We start from the raw sequence: 20656 nt of genomic DNA, 5'->3' as shown, positions 1-20656 counted from the left end.
CCCGCAGGCCGGCGCGGGGATCGAGCAAATCGGGACTTATGTGTATCGGGTCAGGAGTTGTACGTCCCCTGCGCCCGCTCCAGCCCCTCGATCACCAGACACTCCACGGCGTCCGCCGCGCGGTCCACGAAGTAGTCCAACTCCTTGCGCTCGGTGGCGGAGAAGTCCTTGAGCACGAAGTCGGCGACCTGCATCCGGCCCGGGGGACGGCCGATCCCGAACCGCACACGGTGGTAGTCCGGGCCCATCGCCTTCGTCATCGACTTCAGACCGTTGTGACCGTTGTCACCACCGCCGAGCTTCAGCCGCAGGGTGCCGTAGTCGATGTCCAACTCGTCATGGATCGCGACGATGTTCGCCACCGGCACCTTGTAGAAGTCCCGCAGAGCGGTCACCGGCCCGCCCGAGAGATTCATGTACGACATCGGCTTGGCGAGGATCACCCGGCGGTTCCCGGGCCCCGGCGGCCCGATCCGGCCCTCGACGACCTGTGCCTGCGCCTTCCCGGCCCGCTTGAACCTCCCCCCGATCCGCTCGGCCAGCAGATCGGCCACCATGAACCCCACGTTGTGCCGGTTCGCCGCGTACTCGGGCCCGGGATTACCGAGGCCGGCGACGAGCCACGGCGCACTCGGATCGGTCGTCACGTGCGTGTCTCCTTGGATACGCGCCAGCCGCCGCTCCCCTGGAGGAAGCGGCGGCTGACGAACCTACGACAGAGCTGAGGCTCAGGCCTCCGCGGCCTCGTCGCCCTCGGTGGCGTCCTCGGTCGGCTCCTCCGCCTGGGCGGCCAGGACCTGGAGGACGACCGCGTCCTCGTCGGTCGCCAGCGTGGTGCCCTTGGGCAGGGGGATGTCCTTGGCGAGGATGGAGGCGCCGGCCTCCAGGCCCTCGATGGAGACGGTGACCGACTCGGGGATGTGCGTGGCCTCGGCCTCGACGTTCAGCGTGCTGAGCACGTGCTCCAGCAGGTAGGCCCCCGGAGCCAGGTCGCCCTCGGTGTGGACGTAGACCTCGACGTTGACCTTCTCGCCGCGCTTCACGAGGAGGAGGTCGACGTGGTCCAGGAAGCCCTTGATCGCGTCGCGCTGCACGGCCTTCGGGATCGCCAGGTGGGTCTTGCCCTCGATGTCCAGGCTGATCAGGACGTTCGGGGTGCGCAGGGCGAGCTGGAGCGCGTGGCCCGGCAGCGTGATGTGCACGGGGTCGGCACCGTGGCCGTAGACCACGGCGGGAACCTTGCTGTCACGGCGGATACGGCGGGCGGCGCCCTTGCCGAACTCGGTGCGGGTCTCGGCTGCGAGCTTGACCTCGGCCATGTTCACTCCTCGTAGAAAGCGGGGAAAGGTGGTCACCCGGCCAAACAATCGGCCTGCTACGAAGAGCGCGTCGATAACGGACCGCCGTACACACGTGTACGGCCTCCCTCGCCGAGCAACTGTGACAGCTTACGCAGCGGGAAGGCCGTACATGAAATCGATCTAGAGAAATCGATCCGGAGGAGACGCCGGAAGTGACGCTGGAGGAGGTGCCGGAAGAGACGAGGGGACGACGACCGTCAGTGCTCGTCGAACAGGCTCGTCACCGAACCGTCCTCGAACACCTCGCGCACCGCGCTCGCGATCGTCGGCGCGATCGACAGCACCGTGATCTTGTCCAGCTCCAGCTCGCCCGGCGTCGGCAGCGAGTCCGTGAACACGAACTCGCTCACCTTCGAGTTCTTCAGGCGGTCCGCCGCCGGACCCGACAGCACACCGTGCGTCGCGGTCACGATGACGTCCTCCGCGCCGTGCGCGAACAGCGCGTCCGCCGCGGCGCAGATGGTGCCACCGGTGTCGATCATGTCGTCCACCAGGACACACACCCGGCCCTTGACCTCACCGACGACCTCGTGGACGGTCACCTGGTTCGCCACGTCCTTGTCGCGCCGCTTGTGCACGATGGCGAGGGGCGCGCCCAGACGGTCGCACCAGCGGTCCGCGACCCGCACCCGGCCCGCGTCCGGCGAGACCACCGTGAGCTTGTTGCGGTCCACCTTGGCGCCCACGTAGTCCGCGAGCAGCGGCAGCGCGAACAGATGATCGACGGGGCCGTCGAAGAAGCCCTGGATCTGGTCCGTGTGCAGGTCCACGGCCAGAATCCGGTCGGCACCCGCCGTCTTCATCAGGTCGGCGACCAGACGCGCCGAGATCGGTTCACGCCCACGGTGCTTCTTGTCCTGCCGCGCGTAACCGTAGAACGGCACGATGACGGTGATGGAGCGGGCCGACGCGCGCTTCAGCGCGTCGATCATGATCAGCTGCTCCATGACCCACTTGTTGATCGGAGCCGTGTGGCTCTGGATCAGGAAGCAGTCCGCACCGCGCGCCGACTCCTCGTAGCGGACGTAGATCTCACCATTGGCGAAGTCGAAGGCCTTGGTCGGGACGACCCCGACACCCAACTGCTGGGCGATCTCCTCGGCAAGCTCGGGGTGGGCGCGGCCGGAGAAGAACATCATCTTCTTCTCGCCGGTCGTCTTGATCCCGGTCACAGCACTGTCTCCTCAGAGGTTCTCAGCCAGGCAGGCGGAAGCCGCTCGCTCAGCTGGGGTGCGGGTGTGCACTTATCACGGTACGACGTCCTTGGCGCACCTGTTTCCGGTCAGCTTTCGCTTTCGCCTTCCCGGGCAGCCGTTTCGGCGGCCTTGGCCGCCGCGCTCCCGGGGCGCTTACGAGCCACCCAACCCTCGATATTCCGCTGCTGGCCACGGGCCACGGCCAGCGAACCGGGCGGCACATCCTTCGTGATCACGGACCCGGCGGCGGTGTACGCACCGTCCCCGACCGTGACAGGCGCCACAAACATGTTGTCCGAACCGGTCTTGCAGTGCGACCCGACGGTCGTGTGGTGCTTGCTCTCCCCGTCGTAGTTCACGAACACGCTCGCCGCGCCGATGTTCGTGTACTCACCGATGGTGGCGTCGCCGACGTAGGAGAGGTGCGGGACCTTCGTCCCCTCGCCGATGTTCGCGTTCTTCGTCTCGACGTAGGTGCCGATCTTGGCCTTGAGGCCGAGGCGGGTGCCGGGGCGGAGATACGCGTACGGTCCGACAGTAGCCTGCGGGCCGACCTCGGCGCCGTCCGCGACGGTGTTGTCGAGACGGGCGCCGGGTCCGACCCTCGTGTCCTTCAGCCGGGAGTTCGGGCCGACCTCGGCGCCCTCGGCGAGGTGGGTGGTGCCGAGGAGCTGGGTGCCCGGGTGGACCAGGGCGTCCTGCTCGAAGGTGACGGTGACGTCGATCCAGGTGCTGGCGGGGTCGACGACGGTCACCCCGGCGAGCATGGCGTCGGTGAGCAGCCGGTCGTTGAGGATGCGCCGGGCCTCGGAGAGCTGGACCCGGTTGTTGATCCCGGCGATCTCGCGGTGGTCGCCGGCGACGGAGGCCCCGACCCGGTGCCCGGCCTCGCGCAGGATCCCGAGGACGTCGGTGAGGTACTCCTCGCCCTGGCTGTTGTCGGTCCTGACCTTGCCGAGCGCGTCCGCGAGGAGCTGGCCGTCGAACGCGAAGACCCCGGAGTTGATCTCACGGATCGCGCGCTGCGACTCGGTGGCGTCCTTGTGCTCCACGATGGCCGTGACGGCACCGGAGGCTCCGTCGCGCACGATCCGGCCGTAGCCGGTGGCGTCCGGGACCTCGGCGGTCAGTACGGTCACGGCGTTGCCGTCGGCGGAGTGGGTGGCGGCGAGGGCCCGCAGGGTCGCCCCGGTGAGCAGGGGGGTGTCGCCGCAGACGACCACGACCGTGCCGTCGACGACCCCGCCGAGCTCCTCCAGCCCCATCCGCACCGCGTGCCCGGTGCCGTTCTGCTCCGCCTGGACCGCCGTGCGTACGCCGGGGTCGGCCTCGGTGAGGTGGGCGGTGACCTTCTCGCGGGCGTGCCCGACGACGACGACCAGGTTCTCCGGGTCCAACTCGCGCGCGGCGGCGAGGACGTGGCCGACCAGGGAGCGGCCACAGATGCTGTGCAGAACCTTCGGTGTGGCCGACTTCATACGGGTGCCCTCACCCGCTGCGAGGACGACGACGGCTGCCGGGCGGGTTGCGCTCACGGGGATGCCCTTCGGCTGTGGATGTGTGGGGTGTGGACATCCGCAGGATACCGGGGCGTTGTGAGGGGGAAATGTGAGTCGGGTCCTGACCCCTTTCGTGGGGTGAGGACCCGACTGGTTGAAGCTCCCCCGCCAGGACTCGAACCCGGACAAATGGCACCAAAAGCCACGGTGCTGCCAATTACACCACGGGGGATTAAATTCGACCGAACCGGACAATTGGTCCGGCTGTCGAGTGGCGCCTCCTACTATGCCGTACCGGCCGCCTTCCACGCGACGGTGAAAGTCGGCCCGCACGGTGCGGACCGGTACGGAAAACTCACCGGAAAAGCGGGGACGCTCGAACGTAGGCTTGGGTTATGACCACGACGGGGGAAGACCGCACCGGGGCCGGGACGGGGGACAGGGCCGGGCCGTGGTGGTGGGAGCGGCGGCGGGGGGCGTTGCTCGACGGCGGGCTGGCGCTGGCGTCGGCGGTCGAGTGCGCGGTGGAGGGGGTCGGCTTCGCCGGGAACGCCGGGCTGCCGACGGCCGTGGGGATCGTGTTCGGGGCGCTCGCCGGTTCCGTGCTGCTGGTGCGGCGGATGTGGCCCGTGGCCGTCGTGCTCGTCTTCATCGCCGTCGCGCCCGCCCAGATGGGGTATCTGATGGGCCTCGTCGGGCTGTACACGCTGGCCGCATCGGAGGCGCCGCGGCGGATCATCGCGGCGCTGTCGGGGATGGCGTTCGCCGGTGTGTTCATCGTGTGGTTCGTACAGGCGACGCAGAGCGAACTGCGGGGCGACGGGGCGGTCGGCGGCGGGGACGCGTTCGCGCCCTTCCTGGCGTCGACGATGGCGATCGGACTGACCGCGCCGCCCGTGCTGCTGGGCCTCTATGTCGGGGCACGGCGGCGGCTGATGGAGAGTCTGCGGGAGCGGGCCGATTCGCTGGAGCGGGAGTTGCAGCTGCTCGCGGAGCGGGCGGAGGAACGGGCGGAGTGGGCCCGGGGCGAGGAACGGACCAGGATCGCCCGGGAGATGCACGACGTGGTCGCGCATCGGGTGTCGCTGATGGTCGTGCACGCGGCCGCCCTTCAGGCCGTGGCGCGCAAGGACCCGGAGAAGGCCGTGAAGAACGCGGCGCTCGTGGGGGACATGGGCCGGCAGGCGCTCACCGAGCTGCGGGAGATGCTCGGGGTGCTGCGGTCGGGCGAGGGGTTCTCGTCGATGGCACGGACGGAGCCGGTGCCGGTGCCTCTGGCGGCCGTGGCGGCGGCCGCAGCCGCCGCCGCTTCGCGGGCCGAGGACGAGGCCGGCGAGGGGCCCTGTCTGGCCGAGCTCGAGGTGCTCGTGGGGCAGTCGGCGGCCGCGGGGATGGTCGTCGAGCTGTCGGTGGAGGGAGAGGTACGGGTCTACGCGGCCGCGGTGGAGCAGACGGCGTACCGGGTGGTGCAGGAGGCGCTGACGAACGTGCACAAGCACGCGGCGGGCGCGAAGACGCATGTACGGCTCGCGCACCGGGCGGCGGAGATCGCGATGCAGGTGGAGAACGGGCCGCCGCCGGAGCCGGGGGCGGCGGGGGCCGCGCGGCTGCCCAGCGGGGGGAACGGGCTGCTCGGGATGAAGGAGCGGGTGGCCGGACTGGGGGGCGTTTTCGTGTCCGGGCCCACGGATGCCGGGGGGTTTCGGGTGTCGGCGGTGATTCCGGCGGCGTAGGGGGTGTGCGGGCGGCTGGGAGGTGACCTCGCGTCCGGGCTGGGCGCCTGGTGGCCCGGTGGCCCGGCGGCTGTGGTGGGGCGGGGGTGGGGTCCGCTGCTCGGCGGTTGCGAGGTGCCGTTGCGCCCACCCGTGCCGCCCCAGCGGCACGACTGCCCGCCCTGATGCTGCGGTGCTCAGTTCGCTGTCAGGCGGGTGGGGTCGGTGCCGGTCAGGAGGGTGGTGAGGGCTGTGTCGATGGTGGGGCCCAGGTACCAGTCGCCGGTGTGGTCCAGGGCGTAGGCGCGGCCCTCGGTGTCGATGGCGATGAGGGCGCGGGTGGCGGTCTCGTGGCCGAGGGGGCAGACCTCGGTGTCGAGGGCGCGGCCGAGGTCGCCGAGGGTGCGGGCCATGTGGAGGCCGTGCAGCGGGTCGAGGTGCAGGTCGACGGGGGCGATCCGGCGGCCGGGGCCCTGGGCGGCGAGACGGAGGCCGCCGAACTCGGCCCAGGCCTCGACCGCGGCCGGGAAGACCGCGTGGCGGTGGCCGGCCGGGGAGACGTGCTCGCGCAGGGCGTCGGCCCAGATCTCGGCCTGCTTTATGTCCCAGCGGCCCGGCTGCCACCCGGCGGCGCGCAGGGCGGCGTCGACGGGGACGGAGAAACGCGTGGTGGAGGTGCGGTCGGTGTGCATCTGCCCTTTGTTCGTCGGGGGTTCGTCGGCGGTTTGAACTCTGACGTCGTGTTCTCTGACGCGATCTCCGGGAGACGGGTTCCTGGGCCGGGGCGGCTGCCCGGGCCCCGGCTCACTTCACCGGCTCGGGCGTCGGCTCAGTTCTCCTGTGCCGGGTCCACGATGCGGACGCCGAAGTGGGCGCTGAGGGCCGTGCAGGAGCGGCAGGGTGTGGCGAACGCGCCGTGGAAGGGGTCGCCGTCCTCGCGGATGTGGCGGGTGGTCAGTTTGGCCTGCTTGAGGACCTTGCGGGCCTCGCCGTTGGACATGGGTCTGCGGGCGGCGCGCCTGCTGCGGGTGGCGTCCGCGTTCGTGATGTGGCGGGAGATGAGGATGGCCTCGGCGCAGCGGCCGGTGAAGCGGTCGCGCTGCGCGGTGGCGAGGGAGTCGAGGAACTCCTGGACCAGGGGGTGCAGCGGCGGTGCGTGGTCGCCGCGCGCGGCGGTGCCGGTGAGGGTCTCGCCGCGTACGGAGAGGGCGGCGGCCACGGTCGGCAGAATGCCGTCGCGGCGGTGGAGGAGGGCGGGAGCCTGCGGCTGTTCCGCGGTGCTCCAGCCGATGCGGGGGTCACCCGAAGGTCCCGCCTGCGTCGCGCTCATGGTCGTGATCCCCTCCTGTTACATCCCCCGCCAGGGGACACAGAGTGCCAAACGGCGTGGCCCGTGCGGAAGCTGGGGCAGTACGACACGCCCGGGCTTCGGCGTTCCGTGAGGGTGGCGTGACGGCTGGTCACGGAAGCGGAGGCCCGGTGACCGGTGTCGCCGTACCGCATAGGCTGTCGAGGACCGCGATCCGTTCGGTCTTGCGATCGAGGGCGGACAGAGCAGGCCGTATCGGGGCCTTCTCTGCTGTCGGAGAGCGGTAGGACAGAGCGACAACGCAGCCAGAACAGGTCACTCAGAACGCCGCAGGGGGCTACCGCCATGACGACAGGTCGGCTCGGGCATCAAGCCGCGCCGCCGAACGCGGCCTACGCCGGGCAGGTCGTGCAGTTTCCGGACCCGGTCCGGGCCGCGCGTCATCCGCGGGGTGTCCGTGTTGACGCGCACGGCTATCCGGACTTCTCGCCCTACGCGCGCGCCGCGGCGGAGATCGCCGATCCTCCGGAGGGGTTCGGGGTGGACGAGCTGCGGTTGACGGACTACGTGTCCGCGAACGCGGCGCTGGCGGCGACGGGACACGAGCTGTGGGACACGATCCCGCCGGTGGCGACACCGCACGGCTGGACGTGGCATCACGCTCCGGGCGGCCGTCGGCTGGAGCTGGTGCCGGTCGAGGTGAAGGCGCTGCTGCGGCATCACGGGGGCATCGCGACGGCGCGCGTGGACCAGAACAAGCGGGGCACACGGCCGTTGCAGGAGACCCGGCCGGCGCACTTCGGGCTGCCCAAGTCATCGGCGGTGGCGGTGACCGAGCTCCAGGTGCAGGGCGTCGAGGAGGACCTCGGGTACCGGCTGCCGGGCGCGTACCGGTCGTTCCTGAAGGCCGCGGGCGGCTGCGCCCCCGTCGGGGCGGCGCTCGACGCGGAGTTGGGGCTGCTGGTCGACCAGCCGTTCTTCACGGTCCGCGACGAGGCCGCGGTCAACGACCTCGTGTACGTCAACAAGTGCCTGCGGGACCATCTCACCAAGGACTATCTGGCCGTCGCGTTCGCGCAGGGCGGGATTCTCGCGGTGAAGGTGAAGGGCGACCGGATCGGGTCGGTCTGGTTCTGCGCGTACGACGACGCCCGTGACGTCGATCCGTCGTGGCCGCCGGCCGAGCGGGTGGAGCGGCTGCTGCTCCCCGCCGGTGCGGACTTCGACGCGTTCCTGTCCCGGCTGGCGGGCAATCCGCCGGAACTGGAGACGGTGGCCAATCTGATGGTGGACGGTGGCTTCGCACGGGCCGTGCCGGTCGCCGCGGGCGCCGCCGTGTCTTCGGGGTCCTCGGCGTCCTCGGTGGGGGAGTGAGTTTTCGATGGTGACGTTCGCTCAGGCGCAGGAGCGCGCCGAGGAGTGGATCAACGGGGATCTGCCGGCCTATCAGCACCGTGAGGTGCGGGTGCGGGAGTTCGACCTCGGGTTCGTGGTGTGGGCCGAGGACCGGGCGGACGGTCCGCGTTCCGACGGCGGCGCGCAGCGGCTGGTCATCGCCCGGGACAGCGGGGAGGCCACGCTGTGGCCGTCGCTGCCGGTGGGTGAGGTGATCCGCCGGTTCGAGGAGGAGTACGGCCGTACGGACGAGGCCCCGGCCGCCGCGCCGGCGCCTCCGGCCCGGGTGGATCTGAACCAGACGTCGTTCCTGCTGACCCCGCCGGAGTGGTTGCAGGACGCGGCGGACAAGCTCGGGATCCCGGACCGTCGTTCAGGTGCGGGCGCCGGTGCGTCGGACGGTGCCGGGTCCCGTCCGGCCGCTGCCGCCGCCGGTACGGGCGGTTCCGGCTCCGTGGGCGCCAACGGGTTGTCCGGGAGCGGCGGTGGCGGTGGCGGCGGTGGTACGACGCCCGAGACGCTGCCGGGGCCGGTGGGGCAGTCGGCCCCGGCCGACGCCACGCCGTGGCCGGCCGCCGCGTCGGTGGACGACGAGGTGCGGGACGCGGTGCCGCCCAGGGACATCGAGCCGCACGACGCGGTGCCCGCCGGGGCGACCCCGTGGGCCGGCACGGACACCAACGGCGACGGCGGCGACGACCGTTCGGTGCCGCTGCCGGAGACCGTGTTCGCTCGCCAGCTGTCCGAGGTGAGCGACGAGGACGACACCCCGCCGCCCAGCGCGCTGCCGGAGGCCAAGACCGCGCTCATCTCCGGCGGCAGCCAACTGCCGCGGACGACGGTGGCACCGACCCTGAGCCCCGACCCGGGCCCCCCGGGCGGCCCTTCGCAGCCGCACCAGCAACCGCCGCACGGCCCGGGTCCGGGGACTCCGCCGCCGGGTGCGCGGTCGTACGGCTATCCGCAGGGTCCGGGCGGGCCGCAGGGTCCGGGCACTCCGCCGCCCGGCGCGCAGTCCTACGGCTACCCGCAGGGTCCCGGGGGTCCGCAAGGGCCGGGGACCCCGCCGCCCGGTGCGCCGTCGTACGGGTACCCGCAGGGTCCGGGTGGGCCGCAGGGTCCCGGTACTCCGCCGCCCGGCCGTCCGCTGCCGCCCCACGCCGGTGACATCGCCGACGCCGCCACGAGCAAGGCGGCACCGCCTCCGCGCCGGGGCGGTGGGCCCGGGGCGCCGCCCCCTCCGGCTCCGCCCGGCACCCCGGGCGCCCGTCCCGGCGGCACGCCTGCGCCACAGTCCGGGCCCGGCGCTCCGGGCACCCCGGCGGGCGGGTATGTGCCGACCCAGCTGGTCTCCTCCCTCGGCCCGGACGGGCCCGAGGGCTTCCCCGGCGCTCCCGGTCAGCCGGGCGGTCCTGGTGCCCCGGGTGCGCCCGGTGTCCCTGGGGCTCCCGGCCAGCCCGGTGGGCCCGGCGCGCACGGTGCTCCCGGTGCGCCTGGCGTGCCGAATCCGCCCGGGGGTACGCCCGCGGGTGGCATGCACCACGCGGCGACGATGCTGGCCGGGCCCGCCGTGGGTGGTCCCGGTGCGCCTCAGCCGCCGGGTCCTCCTGGGGCTCCGGGTCAGCCGGGCGGTCCTGGGGTGCCGGGTGCGCCTGGTGTCCCTGGGGCTCCGGGTCAGCCCGGTGGGCCTGGCGCCCCCGGTGCGCCTGGTGCTCCCGGTGCGCCGAATCCGCCCGGGGGTACGCCCGCCGGTGGTGTGCACCATGCGGCGACGATGCTGGCCGGGCCCGCTGTGGGCGGTCCGGGTGCGCCCGGGGCGCCGGGGCAGCCGCCGGGTGCCCCCGGTCCCGTACACCACGCCGAGACGATGCTGGCCGGTCCGCCGCCCGGTGGTCCTGGGGCGCCCGGGATGCCGCAGCCGCCCGGTCCGCCCGGGATGCCGCCGGGGGGTCACCACGGGATGCCCGGACAGCCGGGTCAGCCGGGGCCGATGGCCGGGCCGCCGATGGGTGCCCCGCCGGCGTACGGCTATCCGCAGCAGCCCACCGGGCAGCCGACCGTCGGCCCCGGCTACCAGGCCGTCCTGCGGTTCCGCGCGCCGGACGGCTCCGAGCAGCAGGTGATCCGGCGTTCGCAGCCGGGCACGCCGCACCCCGAGTGGCAGATCTTCCACGAGCTGCGCGGGATGAACATCCCGCCGGAGGCCGTGCTGGAGCTGCACACCGAGCTGGAGTCGTGCGAGCTGCCGGGGGCGTACTGCGCGCGGATGATCTGTGAGCAGTGGCCGAACGCGCGCATCACGTCCATCGCGCCCTACGGCAAGGACCACGCGAGCCGGCAGCAGGGCATGGCCCAGCTCATCGCGCACCAGGGCGAGTTGCACCAGGTCGCGGACGGCCCGGCACGGCTCGCGCCGGTGCGGGCGCCGTTGCCGCCGGTGCAGCCGGCGCCGCCGATCCCGCCGGAGGCGATCGGGCAGGAGCTGGCGGCGGCGTTCGGGCCGGGGGTCTTCCGGTTCGACCAGCAGGCGGTGTCGCGGCAGGGCGTTCCGCCGATCGTGGCGCACACACTGGTCGTGGCCGGACTGCCCGTCGACATGGGCCCGTTCTTCTGGGCGCAGGCCCAGCCGGGCCGTCCGGTGCCGACGCTGGCGGAACTGGCGCAGGAGCGGGGTGTGCAGCCGGCGGCCGACGCGGGCTCGTACCTCGTGATGGGCAGCGACTTCGGCAAGGCGCTGTGCGTGCAGTACGGCACGGCGAACATCGTGGCCGTGCCCGTGGAGGCGGGGCCGGGCGGCGCTCCCGTACCGCCGCAGTTCGTGAACACCGGGCTGCCGGAGTTCGCGCGCTGCCTCGCCCTCCTGGGCCGGATGTGGCGGCTGCGGTTCGGGCTGAACCAGGAGCAGGCGGGCCGCTGGACCGTCGACTTCCAGGCCCAGCTCGCCGGCCTCGACCCGGCGGCGCTCGCCTCGCCGGAGAGCTGGTGGTCGGTGCTGCTGGAGCAGATGTGGGACGGATTGCTGTGATCCGTCGCGGCTGACCTCCGTCGCGCCGTACGCACCTACGTCGCAAGGGCCCGGCCCGGTCTCGTACGAGACCGGGCCGGGCCCTTTTGTGTGCCCGCTCGCCGGACTCGCCGTCCCTCCCGTGACCCCCGTACGGAGTGTCGCGTTATGAACACTTCTGCCCTATACATCAAGATGTGCGCGAAATCATCATTTCGTGTGCGTCCGGCGGAGAGGGCCCAGCATGAGCAGCGCACCGACGGCACCCCATGACTTCGAGTTCGACGTCGTACGGCGTGGCTACCACCCCGACCAGGTCGACACCCACACGGCGGCCCTCTCACGGGACCGGGACGCCGCGTGGGAGCGGGCCGCCCGGCTGACCGTGCTGGCCCGGGAGATGGGCGGGGAACTCGACCTGCTGCGCGAGACGGTCGCCGGGCTGACCCCGCAGACGTACGAGGCGCTCGGCGAGGGCGCCCGGAACCTGTTCGCCCTCGGCGTCGAGGAGGCCGCGGCCGTCCGTGAGGGCGGACGCGAGGACGCCCGGCGGATCGTCGCCGAGGCGGAGGAGGCCGGGCAGCGGCTGCGGGGGGCGGCGCAGGCGTACGCCGACGAGCTACGCGGTGAGGCCGACGAGCGGGCCCGGCAGCTGCTGCTGGCCGCCCAGGCGGAGGCCGACGATCTGCGGATCGAGGCCCGGCGCGGGGTGAAGGAGGGGCGGGCCGAGTCGCTGGCCGCGCTGCGGGAGGTGCGGGAGCGGGCCGAGGGGATGCTCGCGGACCTCGCCAAGGAGTACGACGAGCGGGTGGCCGGCATCGAGCGGGAGGTGGCCGAACGGGAGGCCGCGTTCGATGCGGGGCAGGCCGAGCGGGTGGCTCGGGCGGAGGCCGCCCTCGCCGAGGCCGAGCGGGGGTTCGCGGAGGCGGAGGCCGAGGCGGCGCGGATGCAGGAGGAGGCGGAGGATCGGGCCGCGGAGGCGCTCGCGGAGGCGCGGCGGCGGGAGGAGTGGGTGGCTCGGGAGACCGAGAGGGTGTTGCGGGAGCATGGGGAGAGGTGGGACGGGGTTCGGGCGCAGATGGACTGCATCCGGGACAGTTTGTCGGCGCTCACGGATTAGGGTGCGGGGTCCTTGGGGTGCGTCGTCGGGTGCGGCTCCGGTGGGGCTTCTCGCGCAGTTCCCCGCGCCCCTAAAAGCTTCAGGCCCCTGCGGGCCTGAAAGACCACGGCCCCGCAGGCCTGAAAGGCGACGGGGCTGCGGGTCTGAAAGCGACGGGGCCGTGGGATGAAAAAGCAGGGGCGCAGCCCCGCTTTTTCAGGGGCGCGGGGAACTGCGCGAGAAGCCCCCACCGGAGCCGCAGTCGCCCACGAACCCGCACCCCCGAGTCATCAGGCGCCCCCGTCCCCCCTGGTCGCGCCCGCCAGGATCCGGCCCTCCACCGCCTCGTACTGCCGGCGCTGCTCCGTCGCCTCGGCGCGGCCGGAGGCGAGCGTGCCGAGCCAGCCGGCGAGGAAGCCTAGGGGGATGGAGACGAGGCCGGTCGTGGTGAAGGGGAACCAGTTGAAGTCGGCGCGGGGGAAGGCGGCGTAGGGGGAGCCGGAGACGAGGTTGGTGCCGGTCATCAGGACGAGGACGGCGAGGCTGCCGCCGATGAGCGTGCACATCAGGCCCGTACGGGTGTAGCGGCGCCAGAAGAGGCCGTAGACGAGGGCGGGCGCGATGGCGGAGGCGCCGAGGCAGAAGGAGAGGGTGACCAGGGGCTGGAGGTTGCGGTGCTGGACCATCGTCGCCAGGACGATCGCGGTGACGCCGACCGCGCAGGCCGAGAGCCGGGCGATGGTCATCTCACGGCGTGGGGTGAGGGGGCGCGTGGCGCGGGCCGCGAAGACGTCGTGCGCGAGGGAGTTGGCGCAGGCGAGGATCATGCCGGCCACGGAGGCGAGGAGGGTCAGGAAGACCGCCGTCGTGACCGTGGTGAAGAGCAGGGTCTCCGCCGTGGACACCTCCGCGCCGAACGCCGCCATCGAGCCCAGCAGATAGGCCGTGTTGCCCTGCGGGTCGGCCGTCGCGATCACCTCGCGGCCGATCAGGGCCGTCGCGCCGAAGCCGATCACCGAGATGATCAGGACGAAGAGGGCGACCGAGGGTACCGCCCAGGACAGTGAACGGCGGACCTGGCGGGCGCTGTTCGCCGTGTACATGCGCATGGTGATGTGGGGGAGACAGGCGCCGCCGAGGACGACCGTCAACTGGGCGCTGATCATGTCGAGTTCGGGGTGCGGGCCGCCCGCGAACTGCAGCCCGGAGTGGAGGTAGCCGGTGCCGATACCGCTCCGGTCGGCCGCCGCGCCGAGCAGGGCGCCGGGGTTCCAGTCGAACTTGTTCAGGATCAGTACGGCGACCAGCGCGCCCGAGCCGAGCAGCATCACGATCTTGATGATCTGGATGAGGGCGGTGCCCTTCATCCCGCCGATGGCCGCGTAGCCGATCATCAGCGCGCCGACGATCACCACGACACCGGTCTTCAGGCTGTCGCTGGAGAAGCCGAGGATGAACGCCAACAGGTCGCCGGTGCCGGCCAGTTGGACCAGCATCATCGGCATCAGCGCGGCGATCGTGACGACGCAGGCGGTGATGCGTACGCGCCGGCCGGGCATCCGCCGGGCCAGCGCGTCGCCCATGGTGAACCGGCCCGCGTTCCGCAGGGGTTCGGCCAGCAGGAACATCAGCAGCATCAGGGACAGGGCCGTACTGAGGGCGAGGACGACACCGTCGTAGCCGAAGAGGGCGATCACCCCGCCGGTGCCGAGGACCGTCGCCGCCGAGATGTAGTCGCCCGCGATGGCGAGGCCGTTGCGCATGGGGGAGAGCGAGCTGTAGCCGGTGTAGAACTCGTCGAGGTCGTCCCGGTCCGGGCCCGTCATCACGCACAGCAGCAGCGTGATCGTGGCGACCGCCGTGAACCCGACGAGCGACATGGCCTGGGCCGACCCGCTGAACTCGGCGAGGCCGCCCGCGGCCGTGGTCGAGGTCGAGGTCGAGGGTGCGGTGGGTGCGGTGGGTGCGGTGGGTGCGATGAGGGAGAGGGGGAATGTCATCGGGTGGTCCCCCGCCCCGCGTCCGTCTGCCGTGCGTCCCGCCTCGCGTCCACCGCCGCCAGGTCCCGGATGCGGTCGGCCAGCGGGTCGACCCGGTGGCGCGCGGTGTACTCGTACAGCCAGATGGCCAGGCAGGTCACCGGTACCTGGAGCAGGCCGAGCAGCAGGCCCGTCGACAGGCCGCCGCTGACCTCGCTCGTCATGAACGACGGGGCGAACGCCGACAGGATGAGGAACAGCACGAAGTAGCCGAGCGCCGTCAGTGTCGCCACCCGCCGCTGCCAGCGGTACGCGCTCCGCAGGACGCGGAGGTCGCTGTGGTGGCCGAGGGGGGCGTGGGGGGCGTGGTGGGCGGACCGGGGTGCCGGGATCTCGACCGGCTCCTGGGGTGCCCAGGGGTAGGTGCGGTACGAGGGGGACGAGGTGTGCGGTGGGTACGGATGCTGGTACGGGGGCTGGTGCGGGGGTGACGGGAACGCGTCGGTCATCCCTTTGTCTCCTTGCGCGGCTCGGGTCCGGTGTGGACCGCAGGGAGCGGGGGGCGGACGCGAACGCTACTCGTGGGTTCGGCGGTAAGCGAGCTTTTCCACAAACTGATCGGTCGGTATGCGCTTACTTGGAGGATCTGGCGCTGACCTCGGGTGTTACCCGGATTAACTCAGGTTTTTGAACGAGGGTCAGGAGCGTTGCTCGGCGGCGAGCACCGGAAACCTGCGCGGCGCCACCACCAGCAGCACCACGAACGCCGCCGTCGCCGCGCACGCCGCGCCGAGGTAGACGGCGTGGACCGCGTCCGCGACCGCGCGGCGGACCGGCTCGGCGGCCGTGCCGGAGTCGAGGGAGTTGGTGACGGCGTCGAGATCGCCCGCGCCGCCGAGGCGGGAGGCCAGGACACCGTTCGCGACGGCGCCGAAGACCGCCGCGCCCAGGGTCTGGCCGGTCTGGCGGCAGAAGAGGATCGAGGCGGTGGCGGTGCCGCGCTCCTCCCACTCCACCGACGACTGGACGCCGATGATCAGGGGGAGCTGGAAGAGGCCCAGCGCGGCGCCCAGGAGGAGCATCAGCAGCATCGGCTGCCAGGCCTCGCCCGGGTAGGGCAGGAACGGGAAGGCGAAGAGGAGGGCCGCGGCCGCGGCGATGCCCACCAGCGCCGTGTTCCGGAAGCCGATGCGGCGGTAGACGTGCTGGCTGAGGGCCGCCGACACCGGCCAGCTCAGCGTCCAGACCGAGACCACGAAACCGGCGGCCACCGGCGCAAGGCCCAGCACCGACTGGGCGTAGGTCGCCAGGAAGACCGTCGGCGCGACCATCAGCAGGCCCAGCGCGCCGAGCGCCAGGTTCACCGCCGCGATCGTGCGGCGGCGCCACACCCAGCCGGGGATGATCGGTTCGGCGGCCCGGCGTTCGATCACCACCAGCAGGGCGATCAGGGCGACTCCCGTGCCCAGCAGCGACAGGGAGGGCCAGGAGAACCAGTCCCAGGCCACTCCGCCCTGGACCAGCGCCGTCAGCAGGGCGCCGCCGCAGGCGAAGACGGTCAGGGCGCCGGCCCAGTCGACGCGCGGGCGGCCCGTCGACTCCCGTGGCGGCTCGTGCAGATGACGGACCAGCAGCCACAGCGCCGCCGCGCCGAGCGGCAGGTTGATGAGGAAGATCCAGCGCCAGTCCGCGTAGGTGGCGAGGACGCCGCCCACTCCCGGGCCCGCCACGGCCGACACCGCCCACACCGTGGACAGCTTGGACTGGATCTTGGGGCGTTCCTTCAGGGGGTAGAGGTCGGCCGCCAGCGTCTGGACCGTGCCCTGGAGCGCGCCGCCGCCGAGGCCCTGGACCACACGGAAGGCGATCAGGGAGCCCATGTTCCAGGCCAGCGCGCAGAGCAGGGAGCCCAGCAGGAACAGGGCCGCGCCGACGATGAGGACCGGCTTGCGGCCGAAGGTGTCGGAGAGCTTGCCGTAGACGGGGAGGGTGACGGTGACGGCGAGCAGATAGCCCGAGAAGAGCCAGGAGAAGACCGAGAAGCCGCCGAGGTCGGCGACGATCTGCGGGACGGCGGTCGAGACGATCGTGGAGTCCAGCGCGGCCAGCCCCATGGCCAGCATCAGGGCGGCGGTGACGGCTCTTCGGCGGCCGGACCCTTCGGCGGGCCGTACCGAGTCGCGTGTCGCGGGCCGTATGCCGCCCACCTGATCGCCGCCCACTTGCTCGCCGTCCACCGAATGCCTTCCCCTTGCACCTATCCGCCGCCGACCACCATGCCATTGACCCTCACGCCACGGCAGGGTGCAGCCTGGTCGCAGCGGGAGGAGGAGACGAACCCCGAGACCGTCTCCTCCCGGGGGGCGACATCCCTTAGGGGTACCTCCGTACTACGGCTGGGGGCGGGTTCGTACCGTCGGAGGACGAGACGGGACACCTCCCGTCCTTAACCTGGCTTTACGCCGCTGGGGGGCGGTGTACCGGACCGGCGGGGGTGGGGTTTTCCCCCGCAGAAGACTGCGCTGGGCACCAGCGCGCCGGACCCCGTCCGGGGACCAGACTCATCAGCACACCACCTCGTACGACGCGGCACCTCGCTTCGTACGGCTCGTCCACCGAGCAACGGAACCATCCGCTGCCCGACTTAGGAGACATACCGTGACATCGGCTGTGACCATCACCAGGCACGGGGGTACTGGAGGGACTACGGCCGTTGCCGCGCGGGCGCGGCAGGTCGTGAAGGCGTACGGGTCCGGGGAGACCCGTGTCGTCGCCCTCGACCATGTGGATGTGGACATCGCGCGGGGCCAGTTCACCGCGATCATGGGCCCCTCGGGGTCCGGCAAGTCCACCCTCATGCACTGCCTCGCCGGACTCGACACCGTGACCTCGGGTCAGATCCACCTCGACGACACCGAGATCACCGGGCTCAAGGACAAGAAGCTCACGCAACTGCGCCGGGACCGGATCGGGTTCATCTTCCAGGCGTTCAACCTGCTGCCCACGCTGAACGCGATAGAGAACATCACGCTCCCGATGGACATCGCGGGCCGCAAGCCGAACAAGGAGTGGCTGGGCCGGGTCGTCGACACCGTCGGCCTGAGCGACCGGCTCAAGCACCGGCCGACCCAGCTCTCCGGTGGTCAGCAGCAGCGCGTCGCCGTCGCCCGGGCCCTGGCCGCCCGGCCGGAGATCATCTTCGGCGACGAGCCCACCGGCAACCTGGACTCCCGGGCCGGCGCCGAGGTGCTGGGCTTCCTGCGCAGGTCGGTCGACGAGCTGGGCCAGACCATCGTCATGGTCACGCACGACCCGGTGGCCGCCTCGTACGCGGACCGGGTGCTGTACCTGGCCGACGGCCGCATCGTCGACGAGATGTACAAGCCGACCGCCGAAGCCGTGCTGGACCGGATGAAGGACTTCGACGCCCGGGGGCGTACGTCATGAGTGTCATGAAGACCTCCATGCGCAACTTCTTCGCGCACAAGGGACGGATGGCGCTGTCGGCCATCGCGGTCATGCTGTCGGTGGCGTTCGTGACGGGGACCCTGGTCTTCACCGACACGATGGGCACCACGTTCGACAAGCTGTTCGCGGCGACCTCCTCCGATGTCACGGTCAGCGCCAAGGGCGCCTCGGACAGCGGCGAGACACAGTCCGACAACGGCAAGCCGCCGGTCATGCCCGCGTCGGTGGTGGACAAGGTGGGCGGCGCGGACGGTGTGAAGTCGGCCGAGGGCACCGTCTTCTCGACCTCGGTGACGGTCGTCGACGCCGACAAGGACAGCCTCTCGCCCACCAGCGGCGCCCCGACCATCGTCGGCAACTGGAACACCAACGACGCCCGCACCATGAAGATCTCGTCCGGCAACGCCCCGCGCGGCCCCGACCAGATCGTGGTCGACGCGGACACCGCCGACAAGCACGACCTGAAGCTCGGCGACGAGATCGGTGTGATCAGCGCCGTCGGCACGCACCGGGCGAAGGTCTCCGGCATCGCCGAGTTCCAGGTCACCAACCCGGGCGCCGCGATCTTCTACCTCGACACCGCGACCGCCCAGAAGGCCCTCGTCGGCGAGACGGGCGTGTACACCAACGTCAACATCACCGCCGCCGCCGGCTTCACGGACGCGCAGGTGAAGAAGAACGTCGCCGGCGAACTGGGCGGCGCCTACAAGGTGCAGACCGCCAAGGAGATCGCGGACGCCAACGCCAAGGACGTCGGCGAGTTCATGAACGTGATGAAGTACGCGATGCTCGGCTTCGCCGGGATCGCCTTCCTCGTCGGCATCTTCCTGATCATCAACACCTTCTCGATGCTGGTCGCCCAGCGGACCCGCGAGATCGGCCTCATGCGGGCCATCGGCTCCAGCCGCCGCCAGGTCAACCGGTCGGTCCTCGTCGAGGCGCTGCTCCTGGGCGTCTTCGGCTCGATCCTCGGTGTCGCCGGCGGTGTCGGGCTCGCCATCGGCCTGATGAAGCTGATGAGCGCCACCGGCATGAACCTGTCGACCGACGACCTCACCATCGCCTGGACCACCCCGGCGGTCGGTCTGCTCCTCGGCATCGTCGTCACCGTCCTCGCCGCGTACGTGCCGGCCCGGCGCGCCGGCAAGGTCTCCCCGATGGCCGCCCTGCGCGACGCCGGAGCCCCGCTGGACGCCAAGGCCGGCATCGTCCGGGCCGTGATCGGTCTGCTCCTGACCGGCGCCGGCGGGTTCCTCCTGTACCTGGCGTCCGCCGCCGACAAGGCGAGCGAGGGCTCGATGTGGCTGGGCGGCGGGGTCGTCCTTTCCCTCATCGGCTTCGTCGTCATCGGCCCGCTGCTCGCCGGCGCGGTGGTGCGGGTGCTGGGCGCGGTCGTCCTGCGGGCCTTCGGCCCGGTCGGACGCATGGCCGAGCGCAACGCCCTGCGCAACCCCCGCCGTACGGGGGCCACCGGCGCCGCCCTGATGATCGGCCTCGCCCTGGTCGCCTGTCTGTCGGTCGTCGGCTCCTCCATGGTCGCCTCGGCCACCGAGCAGCTCGACAAGACGGTCGGCACGGACTTCATCATCCAGTCCGACACCGGCCAGCTGATCACCCCGCAGGCAGTCCAGGCCGCGAAGTCCGCCGAGGGCATCGCGAACGTCACCGAGTACAAGTGGACCCAGGCCGACTTCACCACCCCCGACGGCAAGACGCTCAAGAAGACGGCCATCACCGCCGCCGACCCGAGCTACGCCACCGACCTCGCCACCGAGGTCGTCGCGGGCAAGTTGGCGGACGCCTACAAGCCCGACTCGATGTCCGTCCACGAGAAGTTCGCCAAGGACCACGGCGTCGAGCTCGGCTCGAAGATCGCCGTCGACTTCAAGGACGGCTCCACGGCCGACCTGACCGTCCGCGCGATCACCAGCAGCGACGTCGTCATCGACGCCGGGGCGATGTACACCTCCATCGACACGATGGCCAAGTACGTCCCCGCCGACAAGATGCCACTCGACCAGCTGCTCTTCGCCTCGGCGAAGGAGGGCCAGGACGCGGCCGCGTACAAGTCCCTCAAGGACGCGCTGCACGACTACCCGCAGTACGAGGTCCGCGACCAGACCGACTACAAGGAAGCCCTGAAGGGCCAGATCGACCAGCTCCTCAACATGATCTACGGCCTGCTCGCCCTGGCGATCATCGTCGCGATCCTGGGAGTCGTGAACACACTGGCCCTGTCGGTCGTCGAGCGGACGAGGGAGATCGGCCTGATGCGCGCCATCGGCCTCTCCCGCCGCCAGCTGCGCCGCATGATCCGCCTGGAGTCGGTCGTCATCGCCCTCTTCGGCGCACTCCTCGGCCTGGGGCTGGGCATGGGCTGGGGCGCCACCGCGCAGCAGCTCCTCGCCCTGGAGGGCCTGAAGGTCCTCGACATCCCGTGGCCGACGATCATCGGCGTCTTCATCGGCTCGGCCTTCGTGGGCCTGTTCGCCGCGCTGGTCCCGGCGTTCCGGGCGGGCCGGATGAACGTCCTGAACGCGATCGCCACCGAGTAGCCACGGAGGCCACCGAGACGGGGGACACGGGGGACACGGGGGAACGGGGACACGGGGGAAACCGGGGGAGAGCCCGGCG

General features: G+C 71.7%; 15 protein-coding genes and 1 tRNA gene. 6 read left to right on the top strand and 10 right to left on the bottom strand.

Annotation, left to right across the window (positions count from 1 at the left end):
• Positions 1-50: 50 nt before the first annotated feature.
• The 5 genes from pth to ABT147_RS16935 form a co-directional block, all read right to left on the bottom strand.
• Positions 51-647, bottom strand: coding sequence for an aminoacyl-tRNA hydrolase (pth, locus tag ABT147_RS16955; RefSeq protein WP_351406575.1), 597 nt, complete (start codon positions 645-647; stop codon positions 51-53).
• Between the two features lie 81 nt (positions 648-728).
• Entirely contained in the window at positions 729-1319 is a 591-nt protein-coding gene (locus tag ABT147_RS16950) for a 50S ribosomal protein L25/general stress protein Ctc (RefSeq protein WP_351406573.1), read from the bottom strand.
• A gap of 239 nt (positions 1320-1558) precedes the next feature.
• Entirely contained in the window at positions 1559-2533 is a 975-nt protein-coding gene (locus tag ABT147_RS16945) for a ribose-phosphate diphosphokinase (protein ID WP_351406570.1), read from the bottom strand.
• Positions 2534-2643: 110 nt separating this feature from the next.
• Positions 2644-4092, bottom strand: coding sequence for a bifunctional UDP-N-acetylglucosamine diphosphorylase/glucosamine-1-phosphate N-acetyltransferase GlmU (gene glmU / locus ABT147_RS16940; protein ID WP_351406568.1), 1449 nt, complete (start codon positions 4090-4092; stop codon positions 2644-2646).
• A 124-nt stretch (positions 4093-4216) separates the two neighbouring features.
• Positions 4217-4288 (bottom strand) — tRNA-Gln (locus tag ABT147_RS16935).
• Between the two features lie 163 nt (positions 4289-4451).
• Between ABT147_RS16935 and ABT147_RS16930 the strand changes: the two genes are divergently transcribed.
• Entirely contained in the window at positions 4452-5789 is a 1338-nt protein-coding gene (locus ABT147_RS16930) for a sensor histidine kinase (protein WP_351406566.1), read from the top strand.
• A gap of 176 nt (positions 5790-5965) precedes the next feature.
• Here the strand turns inward: ABT147_RS16930 and ABT147_RS16925 are convergent, their stop codons facing one another.
• Both ABT147_RS16925 and ABT147_RS16920 read right to left on the bottom strand, forming a co-directional pair.
• The gene (locus tag ABT147_RS16925; RefSeq protein ID WP_351406563.1) at positions 5966-6460 is read right to left on the bottom strand and encodes an SUKH-3 domain-containing protein; all 495 of its coding nucleotides are present in this window, start codon (positions 6458-6460) and stop codon (positions 5966-5968) included.
• Positions 6461-6597: 137 nt separating this feature from the next.
• Positions 6598-7098: a YwqJ-related putative deaminase gene (locus tag ABT147_RS16920; RefSeq protein ID WP_351406561.1), complete on the bottom strand. Its 501-nt coding sequence runs from the start codon at positions 7096-7098 to the stop codon at positions 6598-6600.
• A gap of 324 nt (positions 7099-7422) precedes the next feature.
• On the opposite strand from ABT147_RS16920, the gene ABT147_RS16915 reads away from it, so the two are divergent.
• The 3 genes from ABT147_RS16915 to ABT147_RS16905 all read left to right on the top strand — a co-directional run bounded on the left by ABT147_RS16915 (position 7423) and on the right by ABT147_RS16905 (position 12596).
• The gene (locus ABT147_RS16915) at positions 7423-8451 is read left to right on the top strand and encodes an SMI1/KNR4 family protein (RefSeq protein WP_351406559.1); all 1029 of its coding nucleotides are present in this window, start codon (positions 7423-7425) and stop codon (positions 8449-8451) included.
• Between the two features lie 7 nt (positions 8452-8458).
• Complete coding sequence (locus tag ABT147_RS16910) at positions 8459-11497, top strand: SUKH-4 family immunity protein (protein WP_351406556.1); 3039 nt, start codon at positions 8459-8461, stop codon at positions 11495-11497.
• A gap of 223 nt (positions 11498-11720) precedes the next feature.
• The gene (locus ABT147_RS16905) at positions 11721-12596 is read left to right on the top strand and encodes a cellulose-binding protein (protein WP_351406554.1); all 876 of its coding nucleotides are present in this window, start codon (positions 11721-11723) and stop codon (positions 12594-12596) included.
• A gap of 269 nt (positions 12597-12865) precedes the next feature.
• Here ABT147_RS16905 and ABT147_RS16900 read toward each other — a convergent pair whose 3' ends face one another.
• The 3 genes from ABT147_RS16900 to ABT147_RS16890 all read right to left on the bottom strand — a co-directional run bounded on the left by ABT147_RS16900 (position 12866) and on the right by ABT147_RS16890 (position 16761).
• Complete coding sequence (locus tag ABT147_RS16900; RefSeq protein ID WP_351406746.1) at positions 12866-14455, bottom strand: sodium/solute symporter; 1590 nt, start codon at positions 14453-14455, stop codon at positions 12866-12868.
• 116 nt (positions 14456-14571) lie between these two features.
• Positions 14572-15063, bottom strand: coding sequence for a DUF485 domain-containing protein (locus ABT147_RS16895; protein ID WP_351406551.1), 492 nt, complete (start codon positions 15061-15063; stop codon positions 14572-14574).
• A 189-nt stretch (positions 15064-15252) separates the two neighbouring features.
• Positions 15253-16761, bottom strand: coding sequence for an MFS transporter (locus ABT147_RS16890; RefSeq protein ID WP_351406743.1), 1509 nt, complete (start codon positions 16759-16761; stop codon positions 15253-15255).
• A gap of 451 nt (positions 16762-17212) precedes the next feature.
• Between ABT147_RS16890 and ABT147_RS16885 the strand changes: the two genes are divergently transcribed.
• Entirely contained in the window at positions 17213-18001 is a 789-nt protein-coding gene (locus tag ABT147_RS16885) for an ABC transporter ATP-binding protein (protein WP_351406549.1), read from the top strand.
• Positions 17998-20577, top strand: coding sequence for an ABC transporter permease (locus ABT147_RS16880; protein ID WP_351406547.1), 2580 nt, complete (start codon positions 17998-18000; stop codon positions 20575-20577). Before ABT147_RS16885 ends, ABT147_RS16880 begins: the two co-directional genes overlap by 4 nt.
• Positions 20578-20656 lie beyond the last annotated feature (79 nt).

The organism is Streptomyces sp. NPDC001868 (assembly GCF_040297125.1).
Lineage (GTDB): Bacteria > Actinomycetota > Actinomycetes > Streptomycetales > Streptomycetaceae > Streptomyces.
The sequence above is the reverse complement of the archived record's forward strand: the minus strand, read 5'-3'. Positions and strand labels throughout refer to the sequence as shown.